Annotated in this window: 14 protein-coding genes; 10 read left to right on the top strand and 4 right to left on the bottom strand. The window is 70.2% G+C overall.

What is annotated here, in order from left to right; translation table 11 throughout:
* The 4 genes from KILIM_RS15570 to KILIM_RS15550 form a co-directional block, all read left to right on the top strand.
* Nucleotides 1-258, top strand: a 258-nt coding sequence (locus tag KILIM_RS15570; protein ID WP_006593680.1) for a hypothetical protein, incomplete at its 5' end; no start/stop codon positions are given.
* Nucleotides 259-264: 6 nt separating this feature from the next.
* On the top strand, nucleotides 265-1,890 hold the full coding sequence (locus KILIM_RS23405) for a serine/threonine protein kinase (RefSeq protein WP_006593679.1): 1,626 nt from the start codon (nucleotides 265-267) through the stop codon (nucleotides 1,888-1,890).
* A gap of 170 nt (nucleotides 1,891-2,060) precedes the next feature.
* Entirely contained in the window at nucleotides 2,061-3,290 is a 1,230-nt protein-coding gene (locus tag KILIM_RS22555) for a GDSL-type esterase/lipase family protein (RefSeq protein WP_051988820.1), read from the top strand.
* A gap of 102 nt (nucleotides 3,291-3,392) precedes the next feature.
* A complete protein-coding gene (locus KILIM_RS15550; RefSeq protein WP_006593677.1) occupies nucleotides 3,393-4,175 on the top strand; it encodes a hypothetical protein in 783 nt (260 codons plus the stop codon).
* A gap of 27 nt (nucleotides 4,176-4,202) precedes the next feature.
* Here the strand turns inward: KILIM_RS15550 and KILIM_RS22550 are convergent, their stop codons facing one another.
* Both KILIM_RS22550 and KILIM_RS15540 read right to left on the bottom strand, forming a co-directional pair.
* Nucleotides 4,203-6,512 carry a putative bifunctional diguanylate cyclase/phosphodiesterase gene (locus tag KILIM_RS22550; RefSeq protein WP_085956016.1) on the bottom strand — a complete coding sequence of 770 codons (2,310 nt, stop codon included), beginning with the start codon at nucleotides 6,510-6,512 and terminating at the stop codon, nucleotides 4,203-4,205.
* Between the two features lie 63 nt (nucleotides 6,513-6,575).
* Nucleotides 6,576-7,331 (bottom strand): EAL domain-containing protein, encoded by a 756-nt coding sequence (locus KILIM_RS15540; protein ID WP_006593675.1) that lies wholly within the window; start codon nucleotides 7,329-7,331, stop codon nucleotides 6,576-6,578.
* Between the two features lie 164 nt (nucleotides 7,332-7,495).
* Here KILIM_RS15540 and KILIM_RS15535 point away from each other — a divergent pair, with 164 nt between their 5' ends.
* Complete coding sequence (locus tag KILIM_RS15535; RefSeq protein WP_246308469.1) at nucleotides 7,496-9,100, top strand: hypothetical protein; 1,605 nt, start codon at nucleotides 7,496-7,498, stop codon at nucleotides 9,098-9,100.
* A gap of 40 nt (nucleotides 9,101-9,140) precedes the next feature.
* On the opposite strand, the gene KILIM_RS15530 is transcribed toward KILIM_RS15535, so the two are convergent.
* Entirely contained in the window at nucleotides 9,141-10,001 is an 861-nt protein-coding gene (locus KILIM_RS15530; protein WP_006593673.1) for a maleylpyruvate isomerase family mycothiol-dependent enzyme, read from the bottom strand.
* Nucleotides 10,002-10,028: 27 nt separating this feature from the next.
* On the opposite strand from KILIM_RS15530, the gene KILIM_RS15525 reads away from it, so the two are divergent.
* The gene (locus tag KILIM_RS15525) at nucleotides 10,029-12,026 is read left to right on the top strand and encodes a bifunctional copper resistance protein CopD/cytochrome c oxidase assembly protein (RefSeq protein ID WP_169330768.1); all 1,998 of its coding nucleotides are present in this window, start codon (nucleotides 10,029-10,031) and stop codon (nucleotides 12,024-12,026) included.
* Between the two features lie 205 nt (nucleotides 12,027-12,231).
* Complete coding sequence (locus KILIM_RS15520) at nucleotides 12,232-13,272, top strand: Rossmann-fold NAD(P)-binding domain-containing protein (protein ID WP_006593671.1); 1,041 nt, start codon at nucleotides 12,232-12,234, stop codon at nucleotides 13,270-13,272.
* A 27-nt stretch (nucleotides 13,273-13,299) separates the two neighbouring features.
* Here KILIM_RS15520 and KILIM_RS15515 read toward each other — a convergent pair whose 3' ends face one another.
* Complete coding sequence (locus KILIM_RS15515; RefSeq protein WP_006593670.1) at nucleotides 13,300-14,367, bottom strand: LLM class flavin-dependent oxidoreductase; 1,068 nt, start codon at nucleotides 14,365-14,367, stop codon at nucleotides 13,300-13,302.
* Nucleotides 14,368-14,541: 174 nt separating this feature from the next.
* Between KILIM_RS15515 and KILIM_RS15510 the strand changes: the two genes are divergently transcribed.
* From KILIM_RS15510 to KILIM_RS15500, 3 genes are all read left to right on the top strand, one after another.
* The gene (locus KILIM_RS15510; RefSeq protein WP_006593669.1) at nucleotides 14,542-14,775 is read left to right on the top strand and encodes a DUF6458 family protein; all 234 of its coding nucleotides are present in this window, start codon (nucleotides 14,542-14,544) and stop codon (nucleotides 14,773-14,775) included.
* Nucleotides 14,776-14,839: 64 nt separating this feature from the next.
* Nucleotides 14,840-15,328 carry a precorrin-2 dehydrogenase/sirohydrochlorin ferrochelatase family protein gene (locus KILIM_RS15505; protein ID WP_006593668.1) on the top strand — a complete coding sequence of 163 codons (489 nt, stop codon included), beginning with the start codon at nucleotides 14,840-14,842 and terminating at the stop codon, nucleotides 15,326-15,328.
* 107 nt (nucleotides 15,329-15,435) lie between these two features.
* Nucleotides 15,436-17,157 carry a nitrite/sulfite reductase gene (locus KILIM_RS15500; protein ID WP_006593667.1) on the top strand — a complete coding sequence of 574 codons (1,722 nt, stop codon included), beginning with the start codon at nucleotides 15,436-15,438 and terminating at the stop codon, nucleotides 17,155-17,157.
* Nucleotides 17,158-17,191: the final 34 nt, after the last annotated feature.

The raw sequence follows: 17,191 nt of genomic DNA, 5'->3' as shown, positions 1-17,191 counted from the left end.
CAGCGAGGAGCCGGCGCGGTGCCGGCGACATACGCCCAGATCGCCCGTCGACTCGATCGGCAGCAGGGGTACGTACGCAATGTCGTGCGCGGCATCCGCGATGAGCTGTTGGTGTACGACCTGCCAGGTCTCATGGCTACTGGCTCATCGTCCGGCGCCGACTATCGCATTCCGCTTGCGCAAGCGGCCCTGCGGCACGGCTGGGTGACTCTCAACGACGTTGAGCATCTCGACCCAGTCGCGGGCAATAGGCAGTAGCGCGCCGTGTCGTCCGAATCCGAGGCTGCTGCCCGTAGTCGATCGACCGTGGGTGCGGCTTCGCGCTCGGTGCCCCGACCCGCCTCCGCTTCATGGCAGGCGGGGACGAGGCTCTTTGCGGGGCCGATCGATGCTCCCGACCGGTATGAGCTCACACACTGCTGGGCGACCGGCGGCGAAGGCACTGTTTACCGGGCCCGCTATTCAGGTGGATTGACAGAGCCCCTCGAATTCGCGGTCAAGGCACTCCACCGGACTGTCGGCCCCGGAGTCAGCTGGCCCACTCCTGAAGATCTGCAGCTGTGGGAGGACCAGGTGGCGCTGTTGCAGCAACTCAACACGCCGCATCTCGTGCGCATCCGCGCCGCGTTCGTCGGTCCGCCGCCGCATCCGGCCAAGAGGGCTGACCGTGAGGCTGACGCCATCGCCTACTCCGTGCTGGAGTGGGTCGACGGGCCGACGCTGGACGAGGTCATCGACCAGTCACCCGCGTCACCTGCGAACTTCTCGCAACGCATGGGATATGTGCGTGATATCGCCGAGGCTATTGCGACGCTTCACTCGCGAACTCTGACGCGCGGCAACCCGACGCTCCACCGCGATGTCAAGCCGACCAACTGCATTGTCAGCCCTGGCCGGGGGGTTGTGCTGGTGGACGTCAGCTCTATGCGCCTCATCGCACATGGAGGCGATCTCGAAGGGCTGCATTCGCCTGCGTTCGCCGCGCCTGAAGTACGTCAATCGCCCTACGAGCCACGGCGCCCCCCGGCGGACCGCTACTCTCTCGGGGCCATTGCTGCGTTCTGTCTGCTGGGTGAGACTCCGGTGGCGGATGCCGATCTCGTCCCGCGGCTGCAGGCCGCAGCCAGGGTGGCAGGTGCACCGCGTCCTCAACTCGTGGCACATCATATTGGCGCGATGCTCGATCCGGATCCCGAGCGCCGCCCCACGGATCCGGTGCTGTGGGCCGACGGCCTCATCGCGGTCGCCCGTACCGACGAACGACGCAAGCCTGATAGAGGGCGCATGCGACTCGCTGCCACTGCAGTGGCAGCAGTCGCCGTCACCGGCTTCGCCGGCCTTTATCTCGGGGCACCCCGGGGCGACGAAGTCTCGCGAGAAGCCAGGTCAGCGCATGGCGCGGTCCCCACGATCACCCGTGCGCCCGACGCGAAGAGCGCTGCCTTGCAGGCATTGCCACCTGGGGGTACGACGGCGACCCCCTGGGGTACGGCAAGGATCACGCGCCCGACGAGCGGGGCGAACGTCATGAGCTGCGCATACATCGAGGGCACCGCCGACGTGCCGGAGGATGTGCGGATCGTGACGGCCATGCGAAACGCGGATACCGACGATACGTGGCACGTCGAACACATCTACTCCTGGGACGACCCCGACAGCATCAAGCAGTGGCGCGGCCCTCAATGGTTCGGCTCCGGAGACTCGTCAGTAGGTAGTACTTATGAAGTCGCAGTTTTCGCCGTGAAGCGTGCGGACCTAGTGGTCGCCGATGCTGGAGCAGACGACGAGTTCGACCGGCTAGCCGAGATGGGGGAGAAGCTTGCGTCGGTGATGGTGCGTCGGGTCGCCGGAGAGGGCCCCGACCGCAACTGCGATCCAGCTGACCCGTAGGCCCCGGCGAGGGTGCACCCCTGCACTGTTGCGAACTGCACCGTGGGGGAAGGCTGCTGGGCAACCGGGGCCCCTCCGTTCGGCCCTGACGATGCCCCGCGAGGTGAACCGTGCTTCCCAGCCATACCCGAACCGCGACCCGCAGACTGGGCCTGTCAGTGGCCCTAGTCGTGGCACTCACCGTTCCCTTGGCCGCTGGCGCCAAGGCGGACCCGGGCGAGTGGTTTCTCCTGCCAGGTCAGACGCTGGGGCCGGACCAGAGCCTTCGTGCGCCGAATGGCAGCTCCACCCTGCGGATGCAGCAGGACGGCAACCTGGTGCAGTACGCGGCATCCGGAGCGGTGCTGTGGGCGTCGCACACCGTGGCCGACGCCAACCGCAACTCGATTCTGCGCATGCAGGACGACGGAAATGCGGTGGTCATCGCACCGGGCAATCGGCCGGTCTGGGCAACGGGGACTTCGGGCAATTCCGGATCGACCCTGGAGCTGCAAAACGACGGAAACCTGGTCGTTTACGCCCCTGGTCACCGAGCGATCTGGGCCAACGGCGTGCAGCTTGATGCGCCGAGCAAGCCCGCGAATCCGGCCCCGTCGCAGTCCTTCTTTGTCGCCATGGGCGACTCCTTCTCCTCCGGTGAGGGGAATCCGCCCTTCGACGAAGGGACTGCAAATTCCCGAAACTCGTGTCATCGTAGCTCTCAGGCATGGCCGCGACTGCTGGCGGAAAAGGTGGGCGTGCCGATTCACCCCTCTGGGCACATGGCCTGCTCGGGGGCTGTGACCAACAACATCCTCAAGAATCGTCAATTCAACGAGGTCACTCAGCTCGAGCACCTCCGCAGGCTTCCAGGTGCGAAGTTCATCACCGTCACAATCGGCGGTAATGACGCTGCTTTCGCAACTACGGTCACAGTCTGCACGCTGAGCGACTTTCGTGCTTGCTTCGCTGCGGTGGAGCGGTCGAAGAAGCTGATCCGGGATAAGCTCCCTGGCCGCTTGGCCCAGACGTACGATGGCATTCGTCGAAATAGTCAAGGGCAGAAGATCGTCGTGGTGGGATACCCCAGTCTCATGACGAAGTCCGACTTCAACCTGCCGAAGCACTGCGTCTGGCTCGATCCAGTCTCCCGCCAGTTGCTCGTAAACCTTGCGAGCGACCTCGAAAATGGCTTGAGTCGCTCCGTCAGGGACGCGCAGGCGCGCGGTTTGAACATCGAGTACGTGTCGACACTTGACTCGTTCGCTGGACACGAACTGTGCACAGCGGACTCCTACGTAAAATCGATCACACCGGCCAGTGCGAACAACTCCTACGCGGCCCATCCCATCCTCAAGGGGCAGGAAGCCATGGCCAATCGGGTCGCGGAATCGATTCGCGGGCTGGGGTTGGCCTCGTAGCGATCCCAGCCCAATACTCAAGGGCCTCGGTCGGCTCGCTCGCCGCGGGTTTCGCACAAGAGCCCGTCATCAGCACCCGTCCGCGCAGGTCACCATAGGTATGTGTGGCAAGCGATGCAGGCCGAGTGGCGCGAGGCGACGTCGTGGCCGTTCGAGTCGCTGCTGGTGGTGCTGGCCAATGCGGGGCTCTTTCTGGTCGCGGTGTTCGTCGTGCCGGTGGAGTTCCGCGATTGGCTGGTGACGCTGCACGGACCGCTGGCCTTCGCGATGCTGCTGCAGTCGTGGATGGTCGCGGACGTGCCGGCGACCAATGTGCTCGGTTCCAGCCCGCGGCGGGCGCTGCAGGCGTTGCAGGATCCCGACCCGGCGGCCATGCGCCACTACCTGCTCGCCAAGATCGCCCTGATGTGGCTGCTCACCGCGCCGGCGTGCGCCGTCACCGCCGTCGTCATCGGCGTGCGCCATCACGACATCCTGTCGGCCGTCAGCGTGGCCCTCACCCTGCTCGTCATCCCGCTTCCGATGCTGGCCATCGCGTCGTGGCTGGGCATCCTGCTGCCCTACCAGCAGCGCTCCCTGACGTGGCGGTGGCGCCACCGGCGCGACTGGCGCACCCAGACGCGCTGGCTCGTGTTGATCTTTGCCCCCTGGTTCGCCGTGCCCCCGATCGGCTCAGCCCTGCTCGCCGCCCTGTTCATCGTTCCGCGGCTGCTCGGCCTACCCCGCGGGCAACGCTGGGGACCCGAGCCGTTCCTGCTCGGCGCCCTTCTCGTCATCGCGGTCAGCGTGCCCGTGTTCTTCCTCGGGCGCTGGATCGCCCTCCAACTCGTCCGCCGCCGCCGCGCCGCCCTGCTCCGCTACCTCGGCAGTCCCACCGCCGGCTGAAACGGCCCCGAGGCAACACCCGACCGCTCAGCCCGGGGCCCGAGGCGACGTCGCGGTCAGCAGGTCCTCCGGGGCACTGGGTCGACCGAACCACCATCCTTGCGCCATCGGGCACCCGAGGTCGAGCAGCGCCTGGGCCTGCGCCTGCGTCTCGACCCCCTCGGCGATGACGTGCGGGATGTCGAGGCTGTGCACCATGTCGATGACGGCGCGCAGCCGGCCCGGAGTCGCCGGGTCGACCCCCAGCGGCGCCACGAGCGAGCGATCCAGCTTCACGCAGTCCACCGGCAACCGGAGCAGCGTCGACAGCGAGGCGTAGCCGGTGCCGAAGTCGTCGATGCAGACACGCACCCCGACCGCGCGCAACGAGTCCAGCGTCGCCAACCCCGCATGCCCCTCGTCGACGATCAGCGACTCGGTGATCTCTACCCACAGGCTGTCCCGCGGCAACCCCGCGGCGTCCCGGGTCGCCTGCACCACCTGCGCGAAGTTCGGCTGCAGCAGCTGATCCGGCGACACATTGACGAAGATCGCGAGGTCCGACTGCCCGAGCGCGCCGCCCAGCCGCGCGCGCTCCTCACAGGCCCGGCGCAGCATCGACTCGCCCAGCGCTCCGATGAGCCCGAACTGCTCGGCCAACGGCACGAAGACCGACGGCGGCACGTCCCCGAGCTCCGGGTCGTGCCAACGGGCCAGGGCCTCCCAGCCGACGACCGTGCCGTATCCGGGCCCGCCCATGACTGGCTGCAGGCGCAGGTCGAAGGCATCGGCGGTGATCGCCTCCGCGAGCCGGTCGCCGACCCGAGCCTGCAACCGGTGCCGGTCGGCCAGCTCCGCGTCGAAGGCGACGATCCGGCCGCGGCCCTGCTGCTTGGCCTCGTACATCGCCGCGTCCGCCTCGGTCATCAATTCGTCGGTCGATCGAGACCGCAGCGGGCCCGTGACGGTGACCCCGATGGACGGCGTCACCGTGTGCACCCGGTCGGTCACCACGGCCACCGGCTCGTCGAAGCAGCGGCGCAACCGCTCGGCCAGCAGCAGCGCGTCCGCGAGGTCTTCCACAGGGGCGGCGATCACGAACTCGTCGCCGCCGTACCGCGCGATGACCTGAGCCCCCTCGAGTCGCCCGACCAGCCGACGCGCCACCGTGCGCAACAGCGTGTCGCCGGCGTCGTGGCCCCAGGTGTCGTTGACGTGCTTGAAGTTGTCGAAGTCCAGAAAGATCACGGCGGTCGACGGCGCCTCATCGCGCGGCTCGCCCGTCAGGTCGGTGAGGGCATCCCGCAAGGCGGCCCGGTTCAGCAAACCGGTCAGCGGGTCTTGCGTGGCGCGCAGGCGCGAGTCTGCCTCCGTCCGCGCCAACGCCCGCAACGATATCGACAGCCGTGTGAAGGTCGCCGCGAGCATGAGCGAGACCAGCACCGTCCGCACGATCACGTCGGTGTCCCCGGTCTTGGGCAGCGCGACCGCCAACACCACGGGCACGGTGGTCAGCAGGGTGAGCGCACCGCGCAGCCCGCTGCGTCCGCCCTCCGAGGTCGCCGCACGAACCTGCGTCAGTCGGATCAGCGACGGATGCGTGGTGGCCATGACCAGGCCGAGGAAGAAAAACTGGTAGAGGCCCATGACCTGCGGCCATTCGCCCGGCGGGGCGAGGATGCCCGTGATCGAGTTGACCAGATCGAGGCAGAGCAGCAGCACCAGCGTGGCCAGCAGCCAGCTCACCGCCGGCACCTGCCGCCCCATCCGCAACCACAGATGGAGGCAGAGGGAGACCAGCAGCACGTCCATCGTCGGATAGACCGACCACACCAGCGCCGGCGGCAACGCGGCTCCGTCGGCCATCGGCGCCAACACCGCAGACCACAGCGCCAGCGTCACGCCGATCGTCGCGGCCGCTCCGTCGAGAAGCCGCCGGCCGTGCCCGCCCGACGCGATCCGCTGGTTCAAGAGCACCAGCCAGATCAGCAGAAAGACGTACCCGAGGAAGTACGTGATGTCGGAGTAGCGCAGGGGGCCGATCCGCAGCGGGACCGCCTGACTGAACAGTGAGAACAGCAGGGCCAGCCCCGCCAGGGTCTGCACGAGCCAGATCCGCAGCGGGCGGACCCTGCGGGCCAGGGGGGCCGCGACGATCGTGACGACAAAGACGGCCGCCACCAGCGCGTAGACGGTCGCGCCGGTGCCCTTCGGGTCCAGCATGAAGGCGACCGCGGAGGTGCAGGCGCCGAGGAGGGCCAAGACGGCCAGGAGGCGGGTGGCGGCGGTGGCCGGCAGCATCCGATCCGCCCCGGGCACAGCGGGTGGGTGCGGCCGCCGAACCTTGGTGGCGCTCATCGTGCCCGACCGACTGCAGCCCTCACCGCGATCGACCCGCCGCCGATCGCGCCGCCCCAAACCTCACAGGGACAAGCGGGCCGCGGAGCGCTCGAGCGCACGCGCGGCCTCCTCCGGCTCCCCGAGCAGGAACCCCTGGGCCCACTCCACCTCGAGCTCCCGCAGCAGGGCCAGGTGTTCGGGAGTCTCGACACCGGCGACCACGACGGGCAGTCCGGCGTCGTGGACGGCCGTGACGATCTGCTCCAACGCCTCCCGGGGGCCGGTCAGCTGCGCCGGGTGCGCCTTGACGATGTCGACGCTCGTGGCGAGCGGGCAGTTCAGCAGGTCGAGGTCGTCCCCGGTGAATCCGTCGATACAGAACGTGATCTCGCGCTCCTGCAGCCGGCGCAGCTGCGTGGCCCTGGGGCCGTCGGGGCGCAGCCGCCGAAACACCTGAGCCGGCAGGTCGACCAGCAGGCGGTGGCCGGGGACGGAGTGCCGGTACAGCGCGTCGAGGATGTCGCCGGCAAAGTTTGGGTGGTCGACGAACTCCCACGACAGGTTGAGCGACAGGATGAGCCCCTCGTGGCCTGCTTCGGAGCGCCAGTCCTGCAGGTGCGGCAGCGCGTCGTTCAGGATCCACAGGTCCAGCTCACGCAGGTCCGTCTGCGGGCTCGCCACGGCCGGATTCGCGGGAGAGGGCGCGCGGCTGTCGTCGTTGCTGCGGGCCCGGGCCAGCGCCTCGAAGCCCTGCAGACCCGCGGTGCTCAGGTTGTAGAACGGCTGAAAGTACGTGACGAGGGCGTCGATGCCGACGCGGTCCTGCGAATTAGCCACTGCCTCACCTTCCGGGGTCCATGTCAGTACTTCGGCCGATCTCGCGCAGAACTGAACGCTCCGACGCGAATTCGCGGCATCCAGGCCGAATCTGCGCGTTCTTGCAGGCGCTGCTCAGGGTGCGCCACGAGCCAACAATGCCGGTCGAATGGCAGGGTTGGGCCATGATCGGGCGGCGCGGCATCGGCGGTTTGGGCTTCGGCGGTTTCGGCGCTGGGGCAAGCGCTGCCGCCTCGCCGGGCGGCGGAGTCTGCCTGCCCAAGGTCGGCGACCGGCGTAGCTCCGCCGAACTGGGCCGTCGCGTCGTCGCCGACGCGCTCGCCGCCGTCGACGAGAGCGCCGCCCGCGCGGCGCTGGGCGAAGCGGAGTGGCGAGCCGGCTATCCCCGTCACTTCCGCGAGCTCCTGGAGCGGGGGGCCAGCGACCCGGCGCGCGCGGCGGCGATCGCCTCCGAAGGGTTGGCCTCGGTGCACCACCACCTGCAGTGGCGCGACCCCGCCACCGAGCCTGAGGGAGATGACGAGCGCGGCAGTGCGCGGGAGGTGCCGCTGGCGCAGCGGCCGACGACCTGCGCCACTCGGCTGGAGGCCGCGACCGTGCACGGCAACGGCGAGCCGGAGCGGATTCTGTCGATCCCGTACGCCGGCCGGCGGCTCTTCGGCGACGAGTTGCGGGCCCAGCTGGACCTGTGGGTGCTCGCGGGCGTCGTCGAGCCGGACGCGGCCGACGCGGTGCGTCGGGTCATGGCCAATCCGCAGTGGCTGAGCCTGCCCGGTCGCACGGCGGTCGTGCTGGGAGCGGCCTCACAGATTGGGCCGCTGCGCCCGCTGTTGCGCTGGGGTGCCGACGTCGCGGCCCTCGACCTGCCCGGCCCGCAGGTGTGGGCGCCACTGCTCGCCGACGTGCGCGGCTACGCCGGGCGCCTCACGGTGCCGGTCGTCGACGAGAGGCAGGGAGCCGCCGCGGCCGGAGAGGGCGGTCTGGCCGACCATGCCGGCGCCGATCTCGTGCGCGACCTGCCCGCCGTGGCCACGTGGCTCGAGGAGCTGACCGGCGATCTGGTGCTGGGTGCCTACGCGTATGCGGACGGCGCGCAGCATGTGCGGGTGGCCGCGGCGGTCGACGACCTCACCTACCGCCTGTTGCAGCGCGCCGACCGCCAAGTGGCGCTGGCGTTTCTCGCGACCCCCACCGACGTCTTCGCGGTGCCCGACGAGGCGCGGGTCGCGGCCTGGGCGGCATTCGAGCGCCGGGACGTCGATGAGGGCGGGGGCCTGTTGGGCCGGTTGGGTCCGGTGGCACGCGGATTGGGGCGCGGTCGCCTGCTCGTGCGGCACTACGACACTTACGACCCCGCCGGCGGTGCGCCGCCGATCAACGACAGCATCGTCACCCAGCAGGGGCCGAACTACCTGCTCGCCAAGCGCATCCAACGCTGGCGCGCCTATGAGGCGCGGCAGCAGGGGCATCTCGTGTCGTTTTCGGTGGCACCGCCGACACGGACCCGGTCGGTGCTGAAGAACCGTGCGTTGGCCGCCGCCTACGCAGGCGCCCACCGCTTCGGCGTCGAGGTGTTCGAGCCCGCGACCAGCAGCACCCTCATGGCGGCGCTGCTCGTGCACGACCTCTACGCCGGCGGACCGGCCCCCGCCACCCCGTGGCAGGCGGAGGCGGCACACGCCGTGCACGGGGGGTTGTGGCGTACCCCGGTCGAGCCCCGCAGCGCCCTCACGCTCGCCGCGCTTGCCGGCCTCCTGGCCCGCCCCTGAGCTCGGACGGCACCAGAGCCACAACCAGCGGCAGCACCCCTCAGGGCGTGATGACGAGGTTCTCCAAGACCGCGTGGGCGGTGGCGTCGTCGCCGAGCGTGGTGAAGTGCAGGTCGTCGACCGCGACCCGGCCGGCGGCCCGACGGGCGAACGCCTCGGTCGAGAGCTGGATGCTCGTCGTGCGCCCGATCGCCGGGATCGGCCCCGTCTCGTCGGTGCCGCCGGAGAACATGAGCCGACCCACCGTCTGCCCATCGACGTCGTCGACCCGCACGCCGGCGCGCGCGATGACGGGTCCGGTCAACTCGATCATCACGACCTTGCCCGCCGGCACCCCGGCGCGCTCGACGACGATCTGCGGCAACTGGTCGAGCACCAGCTGGCAGAAGACCGCGGCGGCCGGGCTGTCCAAGTTGCCCGGGCGCCCCAGGGCCGAGCGGATGTCCTGCTCGTGCACCCACACGTCCGCGGTCCGGCGGGTGATGAGTTCGGCGAGGGTCATCTCTCCCATCGGGGTCGCCACGATCTCATCCGGCTGCAGTTCGCTGTCGCGCAGCCGGCCGAGGCGGGCGGAGACGACGCGGTGCAACTCCTGCGCCACCTCCTTGCCCGGGCGATCGCGCCGCACCTGCACACCGTTCTCGATGGCGCGGGCGCGGTCGTGGCGCAGGTGCTCGTACTTGGGCACCTCGACGCTCAGGTCGGGGCGGCCGAGCAGCAACGACTCGGTGGAGGCGATGTGCGAGATCTGATCCTTCACGCTCCAGCCGGGGCAGTCGGTCGGCTTGGCGAAGTCGTCGTCACTGCAGGTGATCGCCAGGTCGACCATGGCCTGGGCGGTCTGCGCGAAGGCGGCGACTAGGCCGGGGAGGTCGTCGGGTGCGGCCGGGTGCATGGGCATGACGCCACACTATCTAGGCTGACCGACATGGCGAGTCCGAGTCGATCCTGGGTGTCCACGCCGGCGGTGGGGGTCCCTGTCGCGGTCGCGGTGCTCGTCGTGATCCTCGCCGGCTCGTTCACCGGGGCTTTCGCGGGGCTCGTGGGTTTCGAGGACGGCGGGCCGCTGGTCCGTTGGGGCATCCCGTTGACCCGGGCCGTGCACGATCTGGCCGCCGCAGGCACCCTCGGGTTGCTGCTGGTGGCAGGCACGATCGTGCCCGAACGCGCCTCCACCGACCGCCGCGGCACCGCCCGCCGCATCGCCGTGGTCACCGGCTCGGTGTGGACCCTGACCGCCACGATCGGGTTGCTGCTCTCGGTCTCGAATATCTCCGGCATCGCCCTCGGTGACCCCGCTTACCTGGGCCAGCTGAGCCAGGTGTGGGCCATCGAGTACTTCCGGGTGTTGCTGATCGACGCCGTGCTCGCCGCCGTCGTCACGCTCGGCGCCGCCACCGTGCGCACCCGCGGCGGCTCGACGTGGCTGGCCGCCATCACGCTCGTCGCGCTGGCCATCCTCGCCCTCGTCGGGCACGCCGCCGGTGCGGCCGCCCACGACACGGCCGTCAACTCCCTCGCGGTGCACCTGATCGGCTCGCTGACCTGGGTCGGCACCCTGGCCGCCATCCTGCTGCTGTGGTCCCGCCTGGGCGACGCCCTGGCGATCACCGTCGCTCGCTGCTCGACGATCTTCCTCTGGTGCTTCGTCGCGGTCGCCCTCTCCGGGGTCGTCAACGCCGCGGTCCGCGTCGGCTCCCTCGACGGCCTCACCAGCCGCTACGGGATGCTCGTGCTGGCCAAGGTGGCCTTGCTGGTGCTCTTGGCCTTGGCCGGTTGGCGGATGCGGTCCGGCATCGTCGCCCGCCTGCGCGCAGCGGGCGGTACGTCCGAAGGCACCAGGGGCGCCTTCGCCGCCCTGGCCATCGTCGAACTCGGCCTCATGGGCGCTGCGGTCGGCCTCGGGGTGGCGCTGTCGCGATCGGCGCCGCCGCTGCCCTCCCAGATCGCGGCCGACGCCACGGTCGCCCTCACCGGCTACCCGGCACCGGCCGCGCCGCCGCAGGGTTGGGCGTGGCTGACGACCGTGCGCATCGACCCGCTCATGCTGGCCGTCGGGCTGCTGGCGATCGGGTTGTACGTCGCGGCGGTGGTGCGCCTGCACCGTCGCGGAGACGCCTGGTCGCCGCTGCGCACCACGTGCTGGGTGCTCGGCTGGCTGATCTTCCTGTGGGCCACCAACGGCGCCCCGGGCGTCTACGGCCGACTCATGTTCTCGGCGCACATGCTCATGCACATGTCGATCGCGATGCTCGTGCCGGTGCTGCTGGTGCTGGCCGCGCCGCTGACCCTGGCGGCCCGGGCGCTGCCGGCCCGCCGCGACAAGACCCTCGGCCCACGCGAGCTGCTCCTGGCCACCGCGCACTCCCGCTGGATGACGTTCTGGGCCAACCCGGTGGTCGCGAGCATCAACTTCGCCGGCTCGCTCTACCTCTTCTACTTCACGTCGCTGTTCGAGCTGGCGCTGCGGACCCACGTCGGCATGATCGTCATGACCGTGCACTTCTTGCTCGCCGGGTATGTCTTCTGCTGGTGCCTGGTCGGTGCCGACCCGGGGCCGCGGCGCTGGCCGCCGTCGCTGCGGCTGGTGCTGTTGTTCGTCACGATGAGCTTTCACGCGTTCTTCGGGGTGGCGCTGCTGAGCACCGCCCGGCCGTTGGCGGCCGACTACTTCACCGCCCTCGACCTGCCCTGGCACGTCGACCTCCTCGCTGACCAGGTCGCGGGGGGTGCGCTGACGTGGGGCTTCGGCGAGATTCCGATGCTGTTGTTGGCGATCTCGGTGGCGGTGGTGTGGATGCGCAGTGACGAGCAGGAGGCGCGGCGTCGCGACCGACAGGCCGACCGCGACGACGACGCCGAGTTGGCCGCCTACAACGCCGAACTCGCGCGGCTGGGGGAGTACTACCGCCGGCGCGGCGAGTAGCGGCGCCCTGCGGTGACCGGCGACGCCGACCCGGCGGCTCCTTGTGCATCTATACACAAAGAACTGTGTGCATCGCTCGGAGTTCCTTCTCCTGCCTCAAGGTTCGGACAGGGGGTGTTCAGGAGTCCGCGGTGCGTGTCATCCTTTCCAGAAACTGCGTGTCTCCCCCGGGGGACCGTCACCGCATACCCGTTTGAGGAGACCCGTGACCGGCAAGCCCACCCTGTGGATCCGCCACGAATCGACCGGTGAGGGGCGCGCACCGCTGAGCCCCGCCGACGCGGCCGAACTGATCCGCGAGGGTTTTCGCATCGTCGTCGAGGAGTCGTCCAGTCGCGTGTTCCCGATCGGTGAGTACGAGGCCGTGGGTTGCCTCGTCGCCCCGGCGGACAGCTGGCCCGACGCGCCGCCCGAGGCCCTGGTCCTCGGCCTCAAAGAACTGCCTGCGGGCGACACGCCCCTGCGCGACCACGTGTACTTCGGCAGTGCCTTCGCCGGCCAGAAGGGCGCCGACCAGTTGCTGCGCCGGTTCACGGAGGGCGGCGGTGTGCTCTACGACCTCGAGCACCTCGTGGACGACACCGGGCATCGGGTCGCCGCCTTCAGCTATTGGGCGGGTTATGTCGCCGCCGCGCTCGCCGTGCTCGCCTACCGCCAAGAGCTGCCTCGCTCGTTGACCCCCATGAGCAAGGACGCGCTCGATGAGTTGCTGCGGCAGCGCGGGGACTGGTACCGCCCCAGCGGCCTCGTGCTCGGCGCGCTGGGCAACTCCGGAGCCGGCGCCTGCGACGCGCTGCGGGTCGCCGGCATCGAGCCGACTCGGTGGGACCGCGAGGAGACCCGCGTCGTCGACAAGGGCGAACTGCTCGATCACGACATCGTCATCAACGCCGTCAAGCAGCGCGGCCCGGTCGTGCCCTTCCTCACCGAGACCGACCTCGACCGCCCGGACCGGCGCACCTCCGTCATCGCCGACGTCACGTGCGCGCCGTCCAGCGACCGCAACATGCTGCCGATCTACCACGAGCGCACGACCTGGGCGTCGCCGACGCTGGAGTTGCGCGGCGGCAGCCGGTCGCTGCGGCTCATCGCCATCGAGAACATCGCGACGCTACTGCCGCTGGAGGCGACGCTCGCCTACTCCCAGCAGCTGCGGCCCGTGCTGGCGACGCTGCCCAACGGCGACATCTGGCAGCGCGCCCGCGACACCTTCACCCAGCACCTGCCCTCACTCGTTGCCGTCTGAGATCGGGACGGCTGAGGTCGGGCCGGGTTAGGCGACTGCCTCGGTCGGCACGGTTGCGGTCGGCTGCGGCAACGGACCGTAAGCCTGGGCGAGCAGCTCGTAGGAGCGGCGCCGCAGCGCCGGGTCCCACGTGTACGTCGTCGTGATGACCTCATCGAGGTCGTGCTGGGCGACGAACGCGTCGATGCCTGCGACCACCTCGTCGGGGGTGCCGACCGCCCGCACCTGCTGCAGGCTCTCGACGAGCTGGCCGATGCGCGGGTCGAGGTTCTCCAGCACCGCCTCGTCGGGTGGCACGATGGGGCCCGCGTTGCCGGAGCGGATCTGGGCGGCCATGACGATCGACGACGTCCGGAGCACCTCGGCCTCCCGAGTAGTCGGAGCGGCCAGCACGTTGATGCCGGCCATGACGTAGGGCCGGTCGACCTGCGCGGTCGGCGCCGAGGCGTCGAAGTTCTCGCGGTAGTAGGCCAGGGCCTGCGTCAGCTGGTCGGGAGCGAAGTGGCTGGCGAACGCGAACGGCAGCCCGAGCGCGGCGGCGACGCTCGCCCCGCCGAGCGACGAGCCGAGCATCCACAGCGGCACCCGCGTGCCCTCTCCGGGCAGGGCGCGCACGCGCAGTCCGGGCGCCTCCTCGCGGGGGCCGAACCACGTGGCCAGGTCGGCGACGTCCTGGGCGAAGGAGTCCAGCTGCCCGGTGCTGCGCCGCAACGCGGCGGCGGTCGTGGGGTCGGTGCCCGGCGCGCGGCCCAGGCCCAGGTCGATGCGCGGCCCGTAGAGCGTGGCGAGGGTGCCGTAGTGCTCGGCGACCATGAGCGGCGCGTGGTTGGGCAGCATGACGCCGCCCGAGCCGACGCGGATGCGCCGGGTGGCGGCGGCGATGTGCGCGAGCAGCACCGAGGTCGCGGAGCTCGCGAACGTGCGGCTGCCGTGGTGCTCGGCCATCCAGAAGCGCGCGTAACCGAGGTCGTCGGCCAGGCGGGCCAGTTCGGTGGAGTCGCGCAAAGCCTGCGCGGCGTCGGCGCCTTCGGAGACGGGCGCCAGGTCGAGGATGGAGAGGGGGACGCGGCGGGGGCCGGTGGTCGAACTGCTCATGCAGGGGCAACGTGCGATACCCCTGCTCGTATGCCCCGGGTGTCCCGCGCCCGACGAGTAGCCGCCGCTGCCAAGGAGATTCGAGAAGTTGGCGGGAGTTTCGCCTGTTAGCTCGGTTGGCTCTGCCGATAGGGAAGCGTCTGTGCCTTGTACTTGTCCACCGATGGAGGTGTCATGTCGATCGGACTGGGGGTCTTCCTCGTCGCACTCGGCGCCGTGCTGAGTTTCGCGGTTCAGGACCGCCTCTCGGGTATCGACCTCGTCATGGTCGGCTACATCTGCATGGCCGCCGGGGTGGCCACGATCATCCTGTCGTTCGTGCTGGCCAACCAGCGCCGCCGCGGCGCCGATGTCGTCGAGCGCACCACCGAGTACCGCGACCCGCAGGACCCCTACGGCCGCCCCTGAGCGCGACCGCGCCCGCGCTCCCGCGCTCCCGAGGGGCACGAGGTCGGTGTGACAGCATCGGTCCATGGCCGCTGAGGTTTCTGCCTCCACTGCTGATCGCCCGCCCGCCTACCTCGCCGGGTTGCACCTGACGGGCCGGCGCGTCGTTGTCGTCGGCGGTGGCCGGGTCGCCGCCCGCCGCATCCCACCCCTCCTGGAATCCGGCGCCGACCTGGTCGTCGTCTCGCCGCGTGTCGAGCCGAGCATCGAGGCGCTTGCCCGGGCCCAGCACGTCGCCTGGCTGGCCCGCGACTACGCCGCCGGTGACCTCGAGGGCGCCTGGTACGCCCTGGCCGCCACCGACTCCCCGAGCGTCAACACGCGGGTTGTCGCCGAGGCCGAGGCGGCCCGCGTCTTCTGCGTCCGCGCCGACGACGGCTCCGCAGGCCTGGCGGTGACCCCCGCGACGGCCCGGCGGGGGGCCGTTCAGCTGGCGGTCCTCTCCGGCGGCGACTTCCGTCAATCACGCAGACTGCGTGACGAACTCGCGACCCATTTGCCGCCCAGCCGCTGATCCCTGTTCCGCGCGGTCTTTATCGTGCGCGCAGCGTCGTTGACCAGCGCCCTTCCGAAGGATGGACACCAACCGGCGCTGATTTTCCGGCTGTATAAGCTCACGTCATGGCCATCACAACTGAGGATTATGTGACGCCGGGAGCTGCGCCGGCTGCGCGCTCCGGCGCCGCCGGGAAGGGTCGTCGGGCCGCCCGCCCCGAGGGCCAGTGGGCACTGGGTCAGACCGACCCGCTGAACCACAACGAGGAGTTCAAGGCCGAGGACAACCCGCTTAACGTCCGCGCCCGCATCATCGAGAAGTACTCCGTCGAGGGCTTCGACTCCATCACCAGCGACGACCTGCGCGGCCGCTTCCGTTGGATGGGCCTGTACACGCAACGCAAGCCCGGCATCGACGGCGGCCGCACGGCCCAGCTCGAGCCGCACGAGCTCGACGACATCCACTTCATGATGCGCGTGCGCGTCGACGGCGGCTCGCTGAGCCTGGCTCAGCTCGAGGCCATCGCCGACATCTCCACCACGTACTGCCGCGACTCCGCCGACATCACCGACCGGCAGAACATCCAGTTCCACTGGGTGCGCGTCGAAGACGTGCCGGCCATCTGGGAGCGCCTCGAGGCCGTCGGGCTCGACACCACCGAGGCGTGCGGCGACTGCCCCCGCGTCATCCTCGGCAGCCCCGTCGCCGGGGTCATCGCCGGCGAGGTCATCGACCCCCGCCCCGCGATCGCGAAGATCAAGGAGCGCTTCATCGGCGACCCGACGCTGTCGAACCTGCCGCGCAAGTTCAAGTCGAGCGTCAGCTGGCACTGGGACGCCGTGCCCGAGATCAACGACATCAGCTTCGTCGGGGTGGTCCACCCCGAACACGGGCCCGGCTTCGACCTGCTCGTCGGCGGCGGCCTGTCGACCAGCGCCCACCTGGCCGTGCGCCTCGGGGCGTGGGTTCCGGAGGCGGAGGTGCCGGAGGTCTGGCACGGCGTCACCCAGCTGTTCCGCGACTACGGCTACCGCCGGCTGCGCAACAAGGCCCGCCTGAAGTACCTCGTGCAAGACCTCGGCGCGCTGAAGGTGCGGGAGATCCTGGAGACCGAGTACCTGCAGCGCAAGCTCATCGACGGTCCGGCCGCCCAGGCGCCCGCCCGGCCGCCGGACTACGTCGGCGTGCACGACCAGGCCGACGGCCTCAAGATCGTCGGGTTCTCCCCGATCGCGGGGCGGGTCAGCGGCACGATTCTGACCGCCATCGCGCAGGCCGCGCGCGCCGCCGGCTCCGATCGCGTGACGCTGACGCCGCTGCAGAAGCTGCTCGTGCTCGACGTCGCCCCCGAGAAGGTCGAGGGGCTCATCGAGGCCATCGAGCCGCACGGCCCGCGGGCCCGCGCCTCCACCTGGCGCCGCGGCACCCTGGCCTGCACCGGGCTGGAGTACTGCAAGCTGGCGATCGTCGAGACCAAGGCCCGCGCCGCCACCCTCGTCGGGGTGCTGGAGTCGCGCCTGGGTGAGCTCGACCTCGAGCACCCGGTCAGCGTCGGCATCAACGGTTGCCCGAACAGCTGCGCGCGCATTCAGACCGCCGACATCGGCCTCAAGGGGCAGATCGTCGTCGACGACGAGGGCAACCAGGTCGAGGGCTTCCAGGTGCACCTGGGCGGCGGCCTCGGGCTGGACGCCGGTTTCGGTCGCAAGCTGCGCGGACACAAGGTGACCGCCGAGCAACTGCCGGAATACGTGGAGCGCGTCGTGCGTCATTACGCCGACGGTCACGAGCCGGGCGAACGGTTCGCACAGTGGGCGCAGCGCGCCCCCGAGGACCAACTGGTCTGAGCGACGTTCGCCGGCCGAGGCCGCGGTTCGCCGA

Source organism: Kineosphaera limosa NBRC 100340, assembly GCF_000298215.1.
GTDB lineage: Bacteria > Actinomycetota > Actinomycetes > Actinomycetales > Dermatophilaceae > Kineosphaera > Kineosphaera limosa.
The sequence above is the reverse complement of the archived record's forward strand: the minus strand, read 5'-3'. Positions and strand labels throughout refer to the sequence as shown.